The 17,299-nt window shown below is 64.9% G+C and carries 14 protein-coding genes; 10 read left to right on the forward strand and 4 right to left on the reverse strand.

The window, feature by feature from the left end; translation table 11 throughout:
- The first annotated feature begins 2 nt into the window (after positions 1-2).
- The 4 genes from DUPY_RS02110 to DUPY_RS02125 are packed head-to-tail and all read left to right on the forward strand — an operon-like array spanning position 3 to position 6,244.
- Positions 3-1,346, forward strand: a complete 1,344-nt coding sequence (locus DUPY_RS02110; protein WP_208599981.1) for a TadA family conjugal transfer-associated ATPase — start codon at positions 3-5, stop codon at positions 1,344-1,346.
- 7 nt (positions 1,347-1,353) lie between these two features.
- Positions 1,354-2,328, forward strand: coding sequence for a type II secretion system F family protein (locus tag DUPY_RS02115; protein ID WP_070246046.1), 975 nt, complete (start codon positions 1,354-1,356; stop codon positions 2,326-2,328).
- A gap of 4 nt (positions 2,329-2,332) precedes the next feature.
- Complete coding sequence (locus tag DUPY_RS02120; RefSeq protein WP_070246047.1) at positions 2,333-3,262, forward strand: type II secretion system F family protein; 930 nt, start codon at positions 2,333-2,335, stop codon at positions 3,260-3,262.
- Positions 3,263-3,313: 51 nt separating this feature from the next.
- Entirely contained in the window at positions 3,314-6,244 is a 2,931-nt protein-coding gene (locus tag DUPY_RS02125; protein ID WP_070246048.1) for a beta strand repeat-containing protein, read from the forward strand.
- Here DUPY_RS02125 and DUPY_RS02130 read toward each other — a convergent pair.
- Complete coding sequence (locus DUPY_RS02130) at positions 6,226-7,473, reverse strand: O-antigen ligase family protein (protein WP_167359012.1); 1,248 nt, start codon at positions 7,471-7,473, stop codon at positions 6,226-6,228. The genes DUPY_RS02125 and DUPY_RS02130 overlap by 19 nt on opposite strands.
- A gap of 51 nt (positions 7,474-7,524) precedes the next feature.
- Between DUPY_RS02130 and DUPY_RS02135 the strand changes: the two genes are divergently transcribed.
- The 5 genes from DUPY_RS02135 to DUPY_RS02155 all read left to right on the forward strand — a co-directional run bounded on the left by DUPY_RS02135 (position 7,525) and on the right by DUPY_RS02155 (position 11,952).
- Entirely contained in the window at positions 7,525-8,340 is an 816-nt protein-coding gene (locus DUPY_RS02135) for a glycosyltransferase family 2 protein (protein WP_070246050.1), read from the forward strand.
- A complete protein-coding gene (locus DUPY_RS02140; RefSeq protein ID WP_070246051.1) occupies positions 8,337-9,446 on the forward strand; it encodes a glycosyltransferase family 2 protein in 1,110 nt (369 codons plus the stop codon). Before DUPY_RS02135 ends, DUPY_RS02140 begins: the two co-directional genes overlap by 4 nt.
- 1 nt (position 9,447) lies before the next feature.
- Positions 9,448-10,542 carry a glycosyltransferase family 2 protein gene (locus DUPY_RS02145; RefSeq protein WP_070246052.1) on the forward strand — a complete coding sequence of 365 codons (1,095 nt, stop codon included), beginning with the start codon at positions 9,448-9,450 and terminating at the stop codon, positions 10,540-10,542.
- Between the two features lie 2 nt (positions 10,543-10,544).
- Positions 10,545-11,633 (forward strand): glycosyltransferase family 2 protein, encoded by a 1,089-nt coding sequence (locus DUPY_RS02150; protein WP_070246053.1) that lies wholly within the window; start codon positions 10,545-10,547, stop codon positions 11,631-11,633.
- An 85-nt stretch (positions 11,634-11,718) separates the two neighbouring features.
- Positions 11,719-11,952, forward strand: a complete 234-nt coding sequence (locus DUPY_RS02155; RefSeq protein ID WP_070246054.1) for a DUF6139 family protein — start codon at positions 11,719-11,721, stop codon at positions 11,950-11,952.
- Between the two features lie 112 nt (positions 11,953-12,064).
- Here the strand turns inward: DUPY_RS02155 and dnaE are convergent, their stop codons facing one another.
- From dnaE to DUPY_RS27075, 3 genes are all read right to left on the reverse strand, one after another.
- Positions 12,065-15,625 carry a DNA polymerase III subunit alpha gene (dnaE, locus tag DUPY_RS02160; RefSeq protein WP_070246055.1) on the reverse strand — a complete coding sequence of 1,187 codons (3,561 nt, stop codon included), beginning with the start codon at positions 15,623-15,625 and terminating at the stop codon, positions 12,065-12,067.
- A gap of 83 nt (positions 15,626-15,708) precedes the next feature.
- The gene (locus tag DUPY_RS02165; RefSeq protein WP_229255211.1) at positions 15,709-15,984 is read right to left on the reverse strand and encodes a type II toxin-antitoxin system RelE/ParE family toxin; all 276 of its coding nucleotides are present in this window, start codon (positions 15,982-15,984) and stop codon (positions 15,709-15,711) included.
- A complete protein-coding gene (locus tag DUPY_RS27075) occupies positions 15,984-16,220 on the reverse strand; it encodes a ParD-like family protein (protein WP_071651568.1) in 237 nt (78 codons plus the stop codon). The genes DUPY_RS02165 and DUPY_RS27075 overlap by 1 nt, the downstream gene beginning before the upstream one ends.
- Positions 16,221-16,330: 110 nt before the next feature.
- Here DUPY_RS27075 and DUPY_RS02170 point away from each other — a divergent pair, with 110 nt between their 5' ends.
- Positions 16,331-17,239 (forward strand): sulfurtransferase, encoded by a 909-nt coding sequence (locus DUPY_RS02170; protein ID WP_070246057.1) that lies wholly within the window; start codon positions 16,331-16,333, stop codon positions 17,237-17,239.
- Positions 17,240-17,299: the final 60 nt, after the last annotated feature.

Here is a 17,299-nt window from a genome sequence, read left to right on the forward strand (position 1 = left end):
CCATGAACACCCCTATCTCGCTGCGCGAGCGGCTCGAAACCGGCACCACCCGCGTGGTGGCCCAGCGCGTGACCGGCATCGACAACCGCGCCTACCAGGACCTAAAGCACCGGCTGCACCAGACCCTGCTCGACCGGGTGGACCTGGAAAGCATCCAGCGCCTGACCCAGGACCAGATCAAGCTCGAGCTGCGCACGCTGGTCGAACGGCTGCTGGAAGAAGAAGCGGTGGTCATCAACGACGCCGAGCGCAAAAATCTCACGCGCGATATCCAGAACGAGATGCTGGGCTTTGGCCCGCTGGAGCCGCTGCTGGAAGACCCCACCGTCTCCGACATCCTGGTCAATACCCACCGCCAGATTTACGTCGAGCGGCGCGGCAAGCTGGAGCTGACCGACGTCACCTTTACCGACAGCGCCCACCTGATGAAGATCATCGACAAGATCGTCTCGCGCGTGGGCCGCCGCATCGACGAATCGAGCCCGATGGTCGATGCCCGCCTGCCCGACGGCTCGCGCGTGAACGCCATCATTCCGCCGCTGGCGATCGACGGCCCGATCGTGTCGATCCGGCGCTTTTCTGCCGACCCGCTGCGCCTGGCCGACCTGGTGGCCTACGGTTCGATGACGGCCGACATGGCCGAGGTGCTGCAAGGCCTGGGCCGCGCCAAGGTCAACATCCTGATCTCGGGCGGTACCGGCTCCGGCAAGACCACCATGCTCAACGTGATCTCCGGCTTCATCGGCCAGACCGAGCGTATCGTCACGGTGGAAGATGCGGCCGAGCTGCAACTGCAACAGCCGCACGTGGTGCGGCTGGAAACCCGGCCACCGAATATCGAGGGCAAGGGCGAAGTGACCCAGCGCGCGCTGGTGCGCAATGCGCTGCGCATGCGTCCCGACCGCATCATCCTCGGCGAGGTGCGCGGCGCCGAAGCGCTCGACATGCTGGGCGCGATGAACACCGGCCACGAAGGCTCGATGGCCACCATCCACGCCAACACGCCGCGCGACGCGCTCACCCGCCTGGAAAACATGATCAGCATGGCGGCCGCCAACCTGCCCACCAAGGCCATGCGCCAGCAGATCAGTTCTGCCGTGGGCGTGGTGGTGCAGGTCTCGCGCCTGCCCGACGGCAAGCGCAAGGTGATGTCGATCCAGGAAGTGACCGGCATGGAAGGCGAAATGATCACCATGCAGGAGATTTTCAGCTACAAGCAGACCGGCCTGGGCGACGATGGTACCGTGCACGGCCATCACAGCCCGAGCGGCATCCGGCCGCGCTTCATCGACCGCCTGCGCAATTTCGGCGTGACGGTGTCGAACACCGTGTTCGAGCCATCCTGAGGACGTCATGGACACCCGTTTGATTGTCTTCGGTCTGTGCGTATTCGGCGCCGTGGCGCTGCTCGTATGGGGCATCTACAGCAGCGTGCATAACGTCAAGGGCGAGCAGGCCAAGCGCGTGGCGCGGCGCCTGCGCACTGCGATTGGCGACGACAGCGTGGAACTGGCTGTGTCCATCACCAAGGACCGCATGCTCAGCCGCGATCCCGCCACCCACCGCATGCTGCTGCGGGTGCCCGGCATGCTGCTGCTCGACCAGGTGCTGCTGCAGTCGGGCCGCAGCTGGACCGCCGCGCGCATGCTGGCCATCATCGCCGTGGCGGCGGCCACCGGCGTGGTGCTGGCGATGGTGCTGCGCCTGCCCACCAGCGGGGCGCTGGTGCTGGGCCTGTGCGGCGCCGGCCTGCCGTGGTGGGAACTCAATCGCGCCAAGCGCCGCCGCATCACCCGCATCGAACTGCTGCTGCCCGAGGCGCTCGACATGATGAGCCGCGCCATGCGCGCCGGCCACGCGTTTCCCACCGCGCTCAAGATGGTGGCCGACGAAATGCCGATGCCGCTGTCGGCGGAGTTTCGCGCCGTGTTCGACGAAGTCAATTTCGGCATCAGCATGCCGGATGCGCTGATGGGCATGGCGCAGCGCGTGCCCAGCGCCGACCTGCGCTACTTCGTGGTGGCAGTGCTGATCCAGCGCGAGACCGGCGGCAATCTGACCGAGCTGCTGGCGTCGATCAGCGCCATCATCCGCGACCGCCTGCGCCTGCTGGCGCAGGTGCGCGTGATGTCGGCCGAGGGCAAGATGTCGGCCTGGGTGCTGGGCCTCTTGCCGTTCGGCGTGGGCGGCATCATGTTCGCGCTCAACCGCGAATTTCTCACCATCCTGTTCGTCGATCCGCAGGGCCAGCGCCTGCTGATGGGCGCGGCGGGGATGATGCTGCTCGGTTTCCTGGTGATCCGCAAGATCACCAAGATCAGGATTTAAGCCCATGACAACGGTTCAACTGATTTTCCTGGCGGTGATCTTCATCGGCGTGTTCGGCGCCGCGCTGGTGGCCGCGCGCCTGCTGACCAACAACGCCGTGCGCGACCGCCTCGACGCCCTGTCCGAGCAGCCCGAGTCCAGCTTCGACAAGGGCCGCTGGCTGCAGCAGCTGGTCAACATCGCCTCGCCGCTGGCCAAGCTGTCGGTGCCGGCCGAAGGCTGGGAAACCTCGGCCGTGCGGCGCCGCTTCATCAACGCCGGCTGGCGCACGCCGGCCGCACCGGGCCTGTTCTATGCCGCCAAGACCGGGCTGGCGCTGCTGCTGCCGCTGCTGGTATTCCTGTACCTGAGCAGCACCGGCAGCCAGGCCGAGGGCATGACCAAGCTCAGTTACCTGCTGGTGGGCGCCGCCATCGGCTACTACGTGCCCGGCCTGGTGCTCAACCACGTGATCAAGCGCCGCCAGCGCGACATTTTCGAGAGTTTTCCCGATGCGCTCGACCTGATGACGGTGTGCGTGGAAGCGGGCCTGGCGATGGATGCGGCGCTGGCGCGGGTGGCGCAGGAGATCGGCCTGAAAAGCGTGATCCTGGCCGAGGAACTGCAACTGGTGACGCTGGAACTGCGCGCCGGCAGCGCCAAGGAAAAGGCGCTGCGCAACCTGTCGCTGCGCACCGGCGTGGAAGACGTCGATGCGCTGGTGACGATGCTGATCCAGGCCGATCGCTTCGGCACCAGCGTGGCCGACTCGCTGCGGGTGCAGTCGGAACTGCTGCGCACCAAGCGCCGCCAGCGCGCCGAGGAGCAGGCCGCCAAGATCGCCCTGAAGCTGCTGTTCCCGCTGATTTTCTTCATCTTCCCCAGCCTGCTGGTGGTGTTGCTGGGCCCGGCGCTGTTGCAGCTGTACCAGGGCCTGGGCGCCGCCAATCTTTAAACGGAAACCTGCATGCGATTAAGCCAGCCCAGTTTTCAACCAGGAGTCTTCATGAAACGAACCACGTCCGGCCGGCGTTCCAGCGGCTACCTGTTGCAGGTGTTCCTGGCATTCGCACTGGCCGCCATGCTGGCCGCCTGCGGCGGTGGCGGCGCCAGCGGCGACAAGGGCTGCACCACGCTCGATCCGAACCGCGATCCGGCGTTGCCCGGCTGCGCCACCACCGCGCCGGTCACGCCCGTCGCCCCCGCCCCCGTGATGACGCTGGCGCTGACCGACAGCACCGGCGCTGCCTTGAGCACCATCACCAGCGAGCGTCCCGGCACCCTGGTGGCGCTGTTCAAGACCGGCGCCAACGTGGCTGTCGCCAACACCCTGGTCACCTTCACCAGTACCGACCGCACCGCCGTGTTCCTGCCCGGCGCCGGCACGGCGATCACCAACGCCGCCGGCGTGGCCAGCATCAGCCTGCCGATTGGCGCGACGGCCGGCGCCTTCGGCGTGACGGCCACCGCCAGCGTCGATGGCAAAACCGCCACCGCCACCGTCAACTACAACGTCAGCTTGCCGCCAGCGGCGGGCAGCGCCTCGCTGGTGCTGGCCTTGAATGACGTCAACGGCGTGCCCACCAATGCGGTCACGCCGGCCCGGCCGGGCAGCCTGGCCGCCACCGTGCGCGACGCCGCTGGCGCCGTGATCCCGAATGCGCTGGTACGCTTCGTGACCACCGACACCACCGCCACGCTGGTGCCATCGACCGGCACCGCGCTGACCAATGCAGCCGGGGTGGCGCAGGTGGCCGTACCGGCCGGCAGCGTTACCGGCGCCTATGCCGCCACTGCCAGCATCACGGTCGGTGGCCGCGCGCTGACGGCCAGCGCCAATTACACGGCAACCATTCCGCCGGTGGCGCCGGTGCCGACGCCACCGCCGCCAACACTGACGCTCACGCTCATCAACCCGGCCGGCGCCAGCACCATCAACGTGGCCCCGGACAGCCCAGGCACGCTGGTGGCGACCGTGCGCGACACCGCCAGCGCGCCGGTGGCCAATGCGCTGGTCACCTTCACCAGCAACGACCGCACCGCCAGCCTCACACCGGTCAGCGGCACCGCCCTGACCGACGCCAACGGCCGCGCCACGCTGGCCGTCAACGCCGGCACCAGCCCGGGCGGCTACAGCGCCACCGCCGGCGCCACCGTGGCCGGCCTTTCACTCAGCGCCAGCACCAATTACGCCGTCACCTTCCCGACGCTGACCTTGTCCACGCCAGCGCTGGCGCCTGCCTCGCTTGCCGCCGGCGGCACCGCCAGTGTGAGCGCCACCCTGTTCAACGGCGGCACGCCGTACCTGCCGGTGCAGTCGGTGGCCTTCAGTTCGCCGTGCGCTGCCGCCGGCAAGGCGCGCCTGGTCACGCCGGTCAACACCGTCAACGGCGTGGCCACCACGTCCTACACCGACCTCGGTTGCGGCGCCAGCGATCCGGTCACTGCCAGCGTCGCCTACAACGGCAGCACGCTCACCACCAGCGCCACGCTGACCGTGCGCCTGGCCACCACCGGCCAGTTGCTGTTCGTCTCGGCACTGCCGCAGAACATCGCGCTCAAGGGCACCGGCGGCGCCGGCCGCCAGGAAACCGCCACCGTCACCTTCAAGGTGCTCGACGGCGCCGGCAAGCCGTTCGCCGGCCAGGTGGTCAACTTCGCGTTGGACACCAGCGTGGGCGGCCTGGCCCTGAGCCCGGCCACCGCCACCACCGGCGCCGACGGCACCGTCTCGACCGTCGTCTCCTCCGGCACCATCAATACGCCGGTGCGGGTGTCGGCGCTGTTGCCGGGCGGTGGCATCAGCACCGTCTCGGACCAGCTGGTCGTGTCCACCGGCGTGCCGGAACAAGCGAGTTTTTCGCTCAGCGCGCTGGTGCGCAATGTCGAAGGCGGCTCGTTCAACGGTTGTACTGCGCCAGCGGGCACCACGCTGACCGCGCGACTGGCCGACCGCTTCCACAATCCGGCGCCGGACGGCACCGCAGTGAGCTTCACGGCCGAAGGCGGCACGGTCGATGCCTCGTGCCTGACCGGCGAAACCTCGACCACGCTCACCGACGGCACCGTGATCAAGCAAAAAGGCACGCCCGGCGAATGCACGGTGCGCTTCTGCGCAGCCAGCCCGCGGCCGGCCGATGGCCGCGTGACGGTGCTCGCCTATGCGCTGGGAGAAGAGAGTTTTGTCGATGCCAACGGCAACAACCGTTATGACGCCGGCGAAGTGTTCACCGACCTGGACGAGCCGTTCCGCAACGACCGCGCCGTCACCGACGCCAACGCCGCCGGCAGCAACGACGCTTACGCCAGCAACAGCGCCACCCGCGTGGCCGGTGAGCCGTTCATCGACACCGATGGCAACGGCGCCTGGACCACCGCCGGCAATGGCGTCTACAACGGCGTGCTGCGTGCACCGGGCGCGGGCAGCGGCGCCACCGTGCACCTGCGCCAGGCGATGGTGATGGTACTGTCGAACAGCACACCGGCGGTGAGCCTGCTCGACCAGGCATTGAATGGCGCGCCGACCATTGGCACGCTGGCGCTGAGCCAGTGCGTCAGTGGCCAGCCGTTCGTCAACCAGACCCGCACCTTCCGCTTCGCCATCCGCGACAACAATCCGACCGTCTTCGCTGCCAACGTGCGCGCGGCCCACCCGGACTGGCTGTTCGACCTGCCCGGCAATCCGCTGCCGGCCGGTACCCGCATCAACTTCTCCACGTCCAACGGTCGGCTGCTGTCGGCCGCCAACGCCGTGGTGCAGAACACCGTGTCGCCCGATGCGGCCGGCTGGATCTACAGCGTGCAGATGGTCAGCGATGCGTCCAGCGCGCTCGGCTCGAACGCCTGCATCAACGAGGTCACCAGCGGCGCCCTGACCATCACGGTCACCACGCCGAACGGCGTGGCCACCAGCGTTGCTTACCCGGTCACCGATTGAGGCGGCGCGGTCAGGCACAGTCCGGCCAGCATGAACACCGTGAGCGCATAGAACACGCTGCTGTGGATGGTCCAGAAAATCACTTCGGTCAGGCCGAAGCCGAAGTAGCAGACCACCAGCAACATGCCGGCCAGCGCCGGCGCCGTGACGTCGCGGCGCCGGGCCCTGCCCTGGTGCAGTTGACGGCGGAAAAACAGGAACGGCAGCAGCAGCGTGCCGGCCCAGGCCAGCAGCCCGACCACGCCGCCGAACACGGTGGCGTGCAGTGCGTCGTTATGGAAATGGTCGAGTTCGAGCACGTAGGCCGGCGCCTCGCCGCGGTCCACCATGGCCTGCTTGGCGCGCACCACGGCGGGCACGCTGCGGCCCAGCCAAGGACGCTCGGCGATCAGCACGGTGGCTGTGTGCCACAGCTCGAGCCGTATGCCCATATTGGTATAGGTATTGCCTCCGGCGAAATATTGCTCGACATCGGCCACGCCCTGCATGGCCCGTTCGCGCGCCCCGGTTTGCGGCACCAGGAACGACAGCGCCAGCAGCACCGGCACCAGCAGCGTCGCGCCCTTGCGGTAGCGGCCGCCGAGGACATTGCCATAGCGCAGCAGCAGCACCACGGCCAGGACTGCCGCCACCCAGCCGCCACGGGTGCCGGTAGCGACTGAGCCCACCAGGCCGGCCACTGCCCCCAGCACCGGCCACAGCACGGCGCGGCCGTGGAAATCGCGCGAAGCGGCCAGGCACATCAGGCCCATGCACAGCGAGATATCGCCGAAGGTAATCGCGTTGATCAAGCCGCCGGGACGGTCCATGCCCAGCACCCAGCGCTGGTAGCTGATGAACAGCGCGCCGGCCACGGCGCCGCCGATCAGGCCCCACCACAGGAAGCGCCGTGCCGGCCGCATCGCCACCACCACCAGCAGCGCGGCGACGGCCGCCAGCGAGCGTACCGGGCGCTCGAGATCGCGCAGCCGCACTTCGGGATCGAACAGGTAGTAACCGAGCGCCAGCAGCAAGGGAAAAGCGAAGGCCAGCAGCAGCGGCGCCATGTCGCGCCAGTGCGGTGCGGCGGCCGCGCGGACGGCGCGCCAGCAGGCGATCGCAGCGAGCAAGTAGACCAGGCTGAACAAGCCGGTACCGCCGCGCGCGATCAGGAACAGGAACGGTGGAGCAAACAACAGGCTGTTGAAAAAGACAGTGCCGTGGGACTTTTGCGATAGGGTATTATGCATCATTCTTCTTGGGGTTCTTTCCGCGAGAGGTCACCGTTCCCGCCGCCATTCATGCAACAAACAATCAATATTTCAGTCGTCATTGCGACCTACAATCGCCCCGATGCACTGCGCGCAGTCATCGAGGCGTTCTTTCTCCAGGACGAGAAAAATTTCGAGCTCATTGTCGCCGATGACGGCTCGACCGACAACACACGCGCCTGCGTGGCGGAGCTGCAAGCGCGCTCGCCGGTACCGCTGCGGCACATCTGGCAGGAAGACCTCGGTTTCCGCCTGGCGCGGGTGCGCAACCTCGGCATTGCGGCGGCCACCGGCGACTACCTGATCTTCCTCGACGGCGACTGTATCCCGCAGAGCAGCTTTATCAGCCAGCACAGGCACCTGGCCGAGCCGGGCTGCATGGTAACTGGCAGTCGTATTTTGCTCAGCGAAGCGCTGACCGCGCAGGTGCTCAGCGGCGCGATCCACCCGTTGCAATTGTCGCCGTGGGGACAATTGAAGCTGCGGTTGAACGGCGGATTGAACAAATTGTTACAACTTTGGTGGCACTTTCCGGACGTAAAACGCACATCCGACCGGTTTACCTGGCGCCGCATCAAGGGCTGCAATATGGCGGCGTGGCGCAGCGACATCGAGCGCATCAACGGTTTCGATGAAAGCTTTACCGGCTGGGGCCACGAAGATGCCGACATCGTGCTGCGCCTGTTTAACGCCGGCATCCTGCGCAAGGATGGCGCATTCGCCACCGAGGTGCTGCACCTGTGGCACCGCGAAGCGGTGCGCGACCAGGCCAGCAGCAACAAGGCGCGGGTGGAGGCGCGCATGCACGACAAGACCGTGCGCGCCACCGTGGGGCTGGCGCCATGAGCGGCGGGCTGCGGCTCAGCATCGTGGTGCCTGCCTACAATGTGCAGGACTTCATCGCCCAGACGCTCGACTGCATCCTGCCGCAAATGCGCGACGGCCACGAACTGGTGCTGATCGACGACGGTTCCACCGACGCCACCGTGGACCGCGCCCGCGCGGTCTTTGCCGCGTGGCCGCAGTGCCTGGTGCGCGTGATCGAGCAGACCAATGCCGGCGTGGCCGACGCCCGCAACAACGGCGTGGCGCAGGCGCAGGGCGACTACATCCTGTTCGTCGACAGCGACGACCTGCTGCAACCGGGTGCGCTGGACGGCATCGACGCCGCCATTGCCAGCCATGCGCCGGACGTGATCGCCACCGATTTCTGCATCTGGTACCCGGGCCGCACCGCCAGGCCGCTCGAATACCACCACCTGAGCTATCCGCAGAACGTGCTGGTGCAGGGCCAGGAAGCGATCCTGTCGACCTATTTCTCCGACCGCCACATGTACGTATGGTGCAAGATCATCCGGCGCGACATCTATCTGCAACTGGGCCTGCCGCTGTTCCCGTCGGGCCGGCTGTTCGAGGACATGGCCGTGGTGCCGCGCCTGCTGGCGGCGTGCCGCACGCTGGTGTACGTGCCGGTGGTGCTGCTGCATTACCGCCAGCATCCGCGCAGCATCACGCGGGTGATCACGCCGCGCTGGTGCACCGACTTCGTGGGCGCGCTGGCCTCGGCCAGGCCGTACCTCGAAGCTGCCGGCGCCAGTGCCAGCGCGAGCGTGCGCACCGAATTCGACGCCGCCGCCAGCCTGTTCTACCTGTGCGCAATCAAGACCTCGTTCGAGCTGCCTGCCTCGACGCAACCGGACCGGGTACGCGCAGAAGTGCGCACCATCTTCCTGGCCAGCCTGTTCGGCACGGTGGAGCAGACGCTGCATCAACTGGAAACCGGTCAAATCGCCTCGGTCTCCGTGCGCAAGGGCCGCCGCGTTGCACACCAAATACGCCAGGCCCTGAACGACAGCACCATCTTCCGGATCCGCCAGACCGTCAACCGGGCCTACAAGGTGTGGCAAATAGGCAGGCAACAACGCCGTCAACAACGCAGTGATGTTAGCTGACATGCCCGCCCAGCTTGCCATCAGCATCATCGTTCCGGCCCACAATGCCACCGAATTTATCGACGAATGCCTGGCGCATATCTTGCGGCAAATGGGGACGGCGCATGAGCTGATCGTGATCGACGATGGCTCGTACGACGATACTGCCGCGCGCGTAGAGGCCCAGGCTGCCGCTGCGCCACATTGCGCGGTGCGCCTGGTCCGGCAAGCCAACCAGGGCGTGGCGGTGGCGCGCAACGCGGGACTGCAGCAAGCACGCGGCGACTACATCCTGTTCGTCGATAGTGACGACCTGCTGCAACCCGGCATGCTGGAATGTCTCGAAGCGGCCATCGCCACCCACGCGCCCGATGCCATCGCCACCGATTTTTGTTTCTGGCATCCGCACCGCACCGACCAGCCGCTCGAACTTACGCGCCTGAGCTACCCCGCCGGCGTGGTCTTGCACGGCCACGACGCCATCCTGGTGCCCTATTTCGCCGACCGCCGCATGTATGCGTGGAGCAAGATCATTCGGCGCCAGATCTACCTCGACCTGGGCATGCCACTGTTCCCGTCCGGTCGCCTGTTCGAGGACATGGCGACGGTGCCACGCGTGCTCGCTGCCTGCAACACGCTGGTGTACCTGCCGCTGGTGCTGCTGCATTACCGCCAGCATGCGGTCAGCATCACGCACCTGACTTCGCCAAGCTGGTGTATCGACTACGTGCTGGCACTGGCCTCGCTCAAACCGCACCTCGAGCGGGCCGGCGTCAGCCCCATGGTGCGCGCCGAGTTCGACGGCGCGTCCTGCCTGTTCTACCTGTGTTCGATCAAGACCTCGTTCGGACTGCCGACCTGCAGCGAGACCCGGCAGCTGCGCGCCGAGGTACGGGCGATTTTTCTCGGCGGTCTGTTCGGGACCATCGAACAGTCGCTGCACAACCTGGAAAGCGGCAAGATCACGTCGCTCAACCTGCGCTCCGGCCGCCGCGTTGCGTACCAGGTGAAACAGGCGCTGACCGACAGCACCGTGTTCCAGATCCGCCAGACCATCAACCGCGCCTACAAAACCTGGCAACTGGCCAGGCAAAAACGCCTTAGCAAAAGCAACTGACCATGCCTGCACCGTTTTCCATCAGCATCATCGTTCCGGCCTATAACGCGGGCGGCTTCATCGACGAGTGCCTGGCCCACATCCTGCCGCACATGACACCGGCCCACGAACTGATCGTCATCGACGACGGCTCGCGCGACGACACCGCCGCGCGCGTGCAGGCGCAAGCGGCCGCAGCGCCGCAGTGCGCGCTGCGGCTGATACGGCAAGCCAACCAGGGCCTGGCCCAGGTGCGCAACGTGGGTCTGCAGGAAGCGCGCGGCGACTACATCCTGTTCATCGACAGCGACGACCTGCTGCAAGCCGGCATCCTGGCGCGGCTGGACGCGGTGATCGCCAGCCACCGGCCCGACGCCATCGCGCTCGATTTTTCGATGTGGCACCCGGACCGGCCCGACAAGAATCGCGCCGTGCACATGGGCTACGCGCCCGACACCCTGGTGACCGATGCCGACACCATTCTCGACGTGTTTTTTGCCGACCGCCACCTGTATGCCTGGGCGCGCGTGATACGGCGCGAGATCTATGCCAGCTTCGAGCAGCCGCTGTATCCCACCAACCGCCTGTTCGAGGACGTGGCGGTGACGCCGCGCCTGCTGGCGCGCTGCCATTCGCTGTACTACCTGCCGCACCAGCTGCTGGCCTATCGCCAGCATCCGGTCAGCATCACCAAGTCGGTCAGCGCCGACTATTGCCGCGATTTTACGGCGGCGCTCGGGTTGACCAAGCCGGCGCTGGAACAGGCCGGCGTGAGCGCCAGCGTGCGCGACCACTTCGATGCGGTGGTCAGCTATTTCTATATCGGCGCGGTGAAGAACTCGTACCAGCTGCCGGGGGCAACCGGCCGCACGGTGCGGCGCGAGCTGCAAGAGATTTACCGCGCCACGCTGTTCGGCACGCCGGACAATGTGCTGGGCAAGATGGAGCAAGGCAGCCTGCGCTCGACCAGCCGCCGCGACGACCTGCGCGCAGCGCGGCAGGTACGGCAGGCGCTGGCCAACAGCCTGGTGTTCCGCTTCAAGCAGACGCTGAGCCGCAAGGTCAAGCTGTGGCAGCGCCAGGCCAAGGTACGGGCGCTGCGGAAAGCGTAGTTTCCTGTGCGAACCTATACTTTAAGAGGGCGCGCCGAGTAGGAGAATTCCGTTACCATGGGTTTTTCGCTTAAGGAGGCACCCCGTGCGTGTAGATATTTATTACCGAGACGAAGCAGCTGGCAAGCACACTTACCTGGCTGTGCCGGAAGGCAAGACCATTCCGGAAGAAGCGACCAGCACCGACTGGCATGTGGAAGCCCACAAGGTCGAAATCGACGACAACAACGGCGACCTGTCGCGTTACCATATCGCCGATCCGATTGCCCAGATCGGCGCAAAAGGCTATGCCATCACGAGCGTAGCCGCTCAGTGCTAACGTTAACTAAAGCCGTAGCGAGCGGCCCGATACCGTCTTGAGTAGCGCAAGCGTACGGAGGTACGCTGAGCAACGGAGAGGCGGTAGCGGGACGCGCAGTAGGCTTTGCCCGTTAATACTCGATAAGGACGTCCTGCGCTCCTAGCTGTTGGCGCAGGGCTTGCTGCAAGTCGTCCGACGGCGCCACGCGCCACCCTTCCCCCAGTTGCACCGTGCAGGCCACGCCCTGCGGCATGATGCGCGCCGACACCGGCAAGCCGTCGGCATGGCGGTATGGCGCCAGCACTTCGGCCATCTTGCGCACGTCGAGCGTGGTGGGCAGCGCCATCGCCAGTTGCTTGCCGTGCTTGACGCGGGCGCTGACGATGTCGAACACCTTTTCGGCCGAGATGCGCAGCCCGCCCGAGAACCGGTCTTCCGAGACCTTGCCGATCACGGCCAGAAACTCGTCTTCCTTGATCATGTGCTTGCACTCCTCGAACACCTCGGCGTACACCGTCACTTCCACCACTGCGCTCTTGTCGTCGAGCGTGACGATCAGGAGTTTACCGCGCTGTGTCATCTGCGGGCGGATGCCGGTGATGACGCCGCACAGGATGCGTGGATCGCGCGACGGCTCGAGGTCGGCGAGCTTGGTGCGCGAGAAGCGCCGTGCCTCGGGTGCGAACGAATCGAACATGTGGCCCGACAGGTAAAAGCCCAGCGCCATCTTCTCTTCGGCCAGGCGCTGGCGGTCGGTGAAGATTTCGGCTTTGACGTAGTCCGGTGGCGGTTCGAGGTCGCTGTCGTCGCCGCCGAACAGGCTGACCTGGTTGGCGGACTTGAGTTGCTGGTCGGCGTATTCCATGGCGAAGCTGACCGACGCCAGCAGGATCGCGCGGTCGACAGCCAGGCAGTCGAACGCGCCGGCGCGGATCAGGGACTCGATGGTGCGGCGGTTGATCTGTTTTTTGTCGACCCGTTTGCAGAAGTCGAACAGGCTGACAAACGGGCCGTCGGCATTGCGCGCGGCAATGATTGCCTCGATGGCGTTCTGGCCCGCGCCCTTGCAGGCGCCCAGGCCGTAACGGATCTGCGTGACTTTCTTGCCGGTGACCGACGGCGCCGGGCCATCCGGCACGAAGCGGTACTCGGACTTGTTGATATCGGGCGGCAGGATGGTGAGACCGCAGATGTCGATCGCATCCTCGACCAGGATTTTGACCTTTTCCGTGTCTTCCATCGCCAGCGACATATTGGCTGCCATGAACGCGGCCGGATGGTGCGCCTTCAGGTATGCGGTGTGGTACGACAGCAGCGCGTACGCGGCGGCGTGCGATTTATTAAAACCGTAGCCCGCGAACTTTTCCATCAAGTCGAAGATCTCGTCGGCCTTCTGTGCCGACAGGCCGTCCTTGGCGGCGCCCGCGCGGAAAATCTCGCGGTGCTCGGCCATCTCTTCGGCCTTCTTTTTACCCATCGCGCGGCGCAGCATGTCGGCGCCGCCCAGCGAGTAGCCGCCGACGATCTGCGCCATCTGCATCACCTGCTCCTGGTACACCATGATGCCGTAGGTTTCGGACAAAATGGACTCGGTGCGCGGATCGGGATAGTCGAATTTTTCGCCGTGCTTGCGCTTGCAGAAGTCCGGGATCAGGTCCATCGGGCCCGGGCGATACAAGGCCACCAGCGCGATAATATCCTCGAAGCGGTCGGGCCGCGCATCCTTCAACATGCCCTGCATGCCGCGCGACTCGAGCTGGAATACCGCGACCGTCTTGGCCTTGGTGAGCAGGTCGTACGACGGCCGGTCGTTCAGCGGCAGCTTGGACAGATCGAAATCTTTTTCGACCGGGTCGAGCGCCTTGATGTAGCGTACCGCGCGATCGAGAATGGTCAGCGTGGTCAGGCCCAGGAAGTCGAACTTGACCAGGCCCACGGCCTCGACGTCGTCCTTGTCGTACTGCGACACCACGCCGCCGTCGCCGCCCTGGGTGTACAGCGGGCAGAAGTCGGTGAGCTTGCCCGGGGCGATCAGTACGCCACCGGCGTGCATGCCGATGTTACGGGTGATGCCCTCGACCTGTTGCGCCAGGTCCAGCAGTTGCGACACTTCTTCCTCGTTCTGCTGACGCTCCTTGAGCATCGGTTCTTCTTCGATGGCCTCGGCGATCGACACCGGCTTGCCCGGCTTGAACGGAATCAGCTTGGAGACGCCATCGCAGAAGTTGTAGCCGAAGTCCATCACGCGGCCCACGTCGCGGATCGCGCCCTTGGCCGCCATGGTACCGAACGTGGCGATCTGCGAGACCGCGTCGCGCCCGTACAGGTCTTTCACGTGCTGGATCACCAGCTCGCGCTTTTCCTGGCAAAAGTCGATATCGAAGTCGGGCATCGAAACCCGTTCCGGGTTCAGAAAACGTTCGAACAGCAGGTTGTATTTCAGTGGATCGAGGTCGGTAATCTTCAGTGCATACGCGACCAGCGAACCGGCGCCCGACCCCCGGCCCGGCCCGATCGGCACGTCGTTGTTCTTGCCCCACTGGATGAACTCGGCCACGATCAGGAAGTAGCCGGGGAACTTCATGTTGATGATGGTCTTGTTCTCGAAGTCGAGCCGCTCTTCGTAGCGCGGCCGTTCCTTCTCGCGCCGCACCGGGTCCGGGTACAGCTGTTCGAGCCGCTCTTCCAGGCCTTTTTTCGTTTCGGCGATCAGGAACTCGTCGATGGTCATGCCCGGCGTGGGGAAGTTCGGCAGTTGCGGCTTGCCCAGCGTGAGCGTGAGGTTGCAGCGCTTGGCGATTTCCACCGAGTTGTGCAGCGCGGCCGGCAGATCGTGGAACAGCTCGCGCATCTCGGCCTGCGTGAGAAAACGCATCTGCTCGTTGAACTTGCGCACGCGCTTGCCGTTGGCGAGCATCTCGCCCTCGGCGATACACACGCGCGCTTCGTGGGCGATGAACTCGTCCTTGGAAATGAACTGCACCGGGTGGGTGGCCACCACGGGCAAGCCCAGCTTGGACGCCAGCGACACCGCGTGGCGCACCTGCGCTTCCTGGTTGGCCTGGCCGGCGCGCTGGATTTCGATATAAAAATGGCCGGGGAAAATCGCCGCCCATTTTTGCGCATTCTGCTCGGCCAGCTCCGGGTTGCCGTTTTCGATGGCCTGGCCGACGTCGCCGAAGTGGGCGCCGGACAGCGCAATCAGACCGTTCGCTGGCGAGTCATTGGGCAGCAGCGCGTATTGCTGGTTGACCAGGTTGACCAGCCACTCGGTGCGGATCTCGGCGCGGCCCTTGTACTGGTTGGTGAGCCAGGCCTGCGACAGCAGTTCGCACAGCTGCAAGTAGCCCATGCGGTTCTTGGCCAGCAGCATCAGGCGCGATGGCTTGTCGCGGTTGTCGTCATTGGTGATCCAGACATCGACACCGACCACCGGTTTGACGCCCTTGCCGCGCGCGGCCTTGTAGAACTTGACCATGCCGAACATATTGGACAGGTCGGTGACGGCCAGCGCCACCTGCTTGTCCTTGGCAGCCGTCTTGACCAGGTCGTCGATACGCACCAGGCCATCGACGATCGAGTACTCGGAGTGGACCCGCAGGTGGACAAAAGCCGGCCCGACCGGTACGACCGCGCCTTCGTCGGGCGAGATGACAGTTCCTGCCACTTGTTCGTTTGCTACCATGTTCATACGCTGCTCGATGCTGGTTCAGTAACCTGCTATTTTACCGCGCAGCGGCCAGTTCCATCTATCTGTGTGCGAGAACCGGGATATCAGCGTTTAATGTCTCGATAGAAATTTTCATGCGGACCGACGGCTTCCAGGTACACCAACTCGAGGCCATCGTTGAGCGTATAGCCCAGCAAGTAGAGCTGACTGCCGCTGCGGAATTTATGAACCCAGAGGCTGGCCAAATCACCGTTCTTGCGTTCCCCGCCGTGCGGATCGGACTGCACAACCAACACCGCCGCATCAACGTCAGCGGCAGTATTGTCGCGCAGCTTCTTGTACTGGCGAGCGAACCGCTTGGTTTGCCGCACCGACCACACTATGCCCTCCGGGTGCTACGAGGCACAAATGGCTCCGCAAGTTCACGTGGCTCAGCAAGCGAGGCAAGCGACTCGGCGATAAAACCTACTGGCAGGTCAGGATTATCAAGCGCTGCGCGGCCAACACGCGCCCAAAATTCAATTTGGCCGGAAATCGTGCGCTGCGCTAGCAGGGCATCATGCCTGGCCTGCTCGTATAGTTCCTGGTTGATACGAATCGAAGTGCTTGTTGACATATAACCTCCTTCACCACGTCATGGTGACAATCTTAGCACTGAGCGATTTATCTACCGTGGAAGTCACGCGTATAATGTCGCCTTCCCCTCTTTTTTGAATCTTAACCACCATGTCCGCTAATACTGCTTTACAAGCTGAAGCGCATGCTGGCGCTCCTGTCGCCGCTGCCGCTATCGCTACCGATCTTGCCCCCCACGTCAATATCGCTGCCTACAAGTTCATCACCTTCGACGATACCGAAACGATGCGGCCGCAATACCAGGACATCTGCGCGCGCCTGGGCCTCAAGGGCACGATTCTTTTGACCCCGGAAGGCATCAATATGTTCCTCTCCGGCCCGCGCGAAAACATCGACGAGTTCCTGGCGTGGGTGCGCAGCGATGCACGGTTTGCCGACCTGGAAGTGAAAGAAAGTTTGTCGTCCGAGCAGTCGCACAAGCGCATGCTGGTCAAGATCAAAAAAGAAATCATCACCATGCGCATGCCGCTGATCAAGCCGGAGGAAGGCCGCGCGCCGTTCGTCGAGGCGCACACGCTCAAGCGCTGGCTCGACAATGGCGTCGATGACAACGGCAAGCCGGTGGTGATGGTCGATACCCGCAACGATTTCGAAGTGGACGTGGGCACGTTCGACAACACGGTCGACTACCGCATCAAGAAATTCACCGAGTTCCCGGAACTGATCGCCGCCCACAAGGACGACTTCGAGGGCAAGACCGTGGTGACCTTCTGCACCGGCGGCATCCGCTGCGAAAAAGCCGCGATCCACATGCAGAACATCGGCTACGACAATGTGTACCAGCTCGAAGGCGGCATCCTGAAATACTTCGAGGAAGTCGGCGGCGCCCACTACACGGGCGACTGCTTCGTGTTCGACTACCGCACCGCGCTCAACCCCAAGTTGGAGCCAACGGAAACCGTGCAATGCTTCGTGTGCCGCGCCGTGGTCACCCCGCGCCAGCAACTCGCCCCCGAATACGTCTACGAAAAATCCTGCCCCGCCTGCTACCAGGCATAAAGTTCAGGGTCAGTGCCGACAATTGGACACGAGCTAAGCCATACTGCTGTTGGGCTCGTG

The organism is Duganella phyllosphaerae (assembly GCF_001758785.1).
GTDB lineage: Bacteria > Pseudomonadota > Gammaproteobacteria > Burkholderiales > Burkholderiaceae_D > Rugamonas > Rugamonas phyllosphaerae.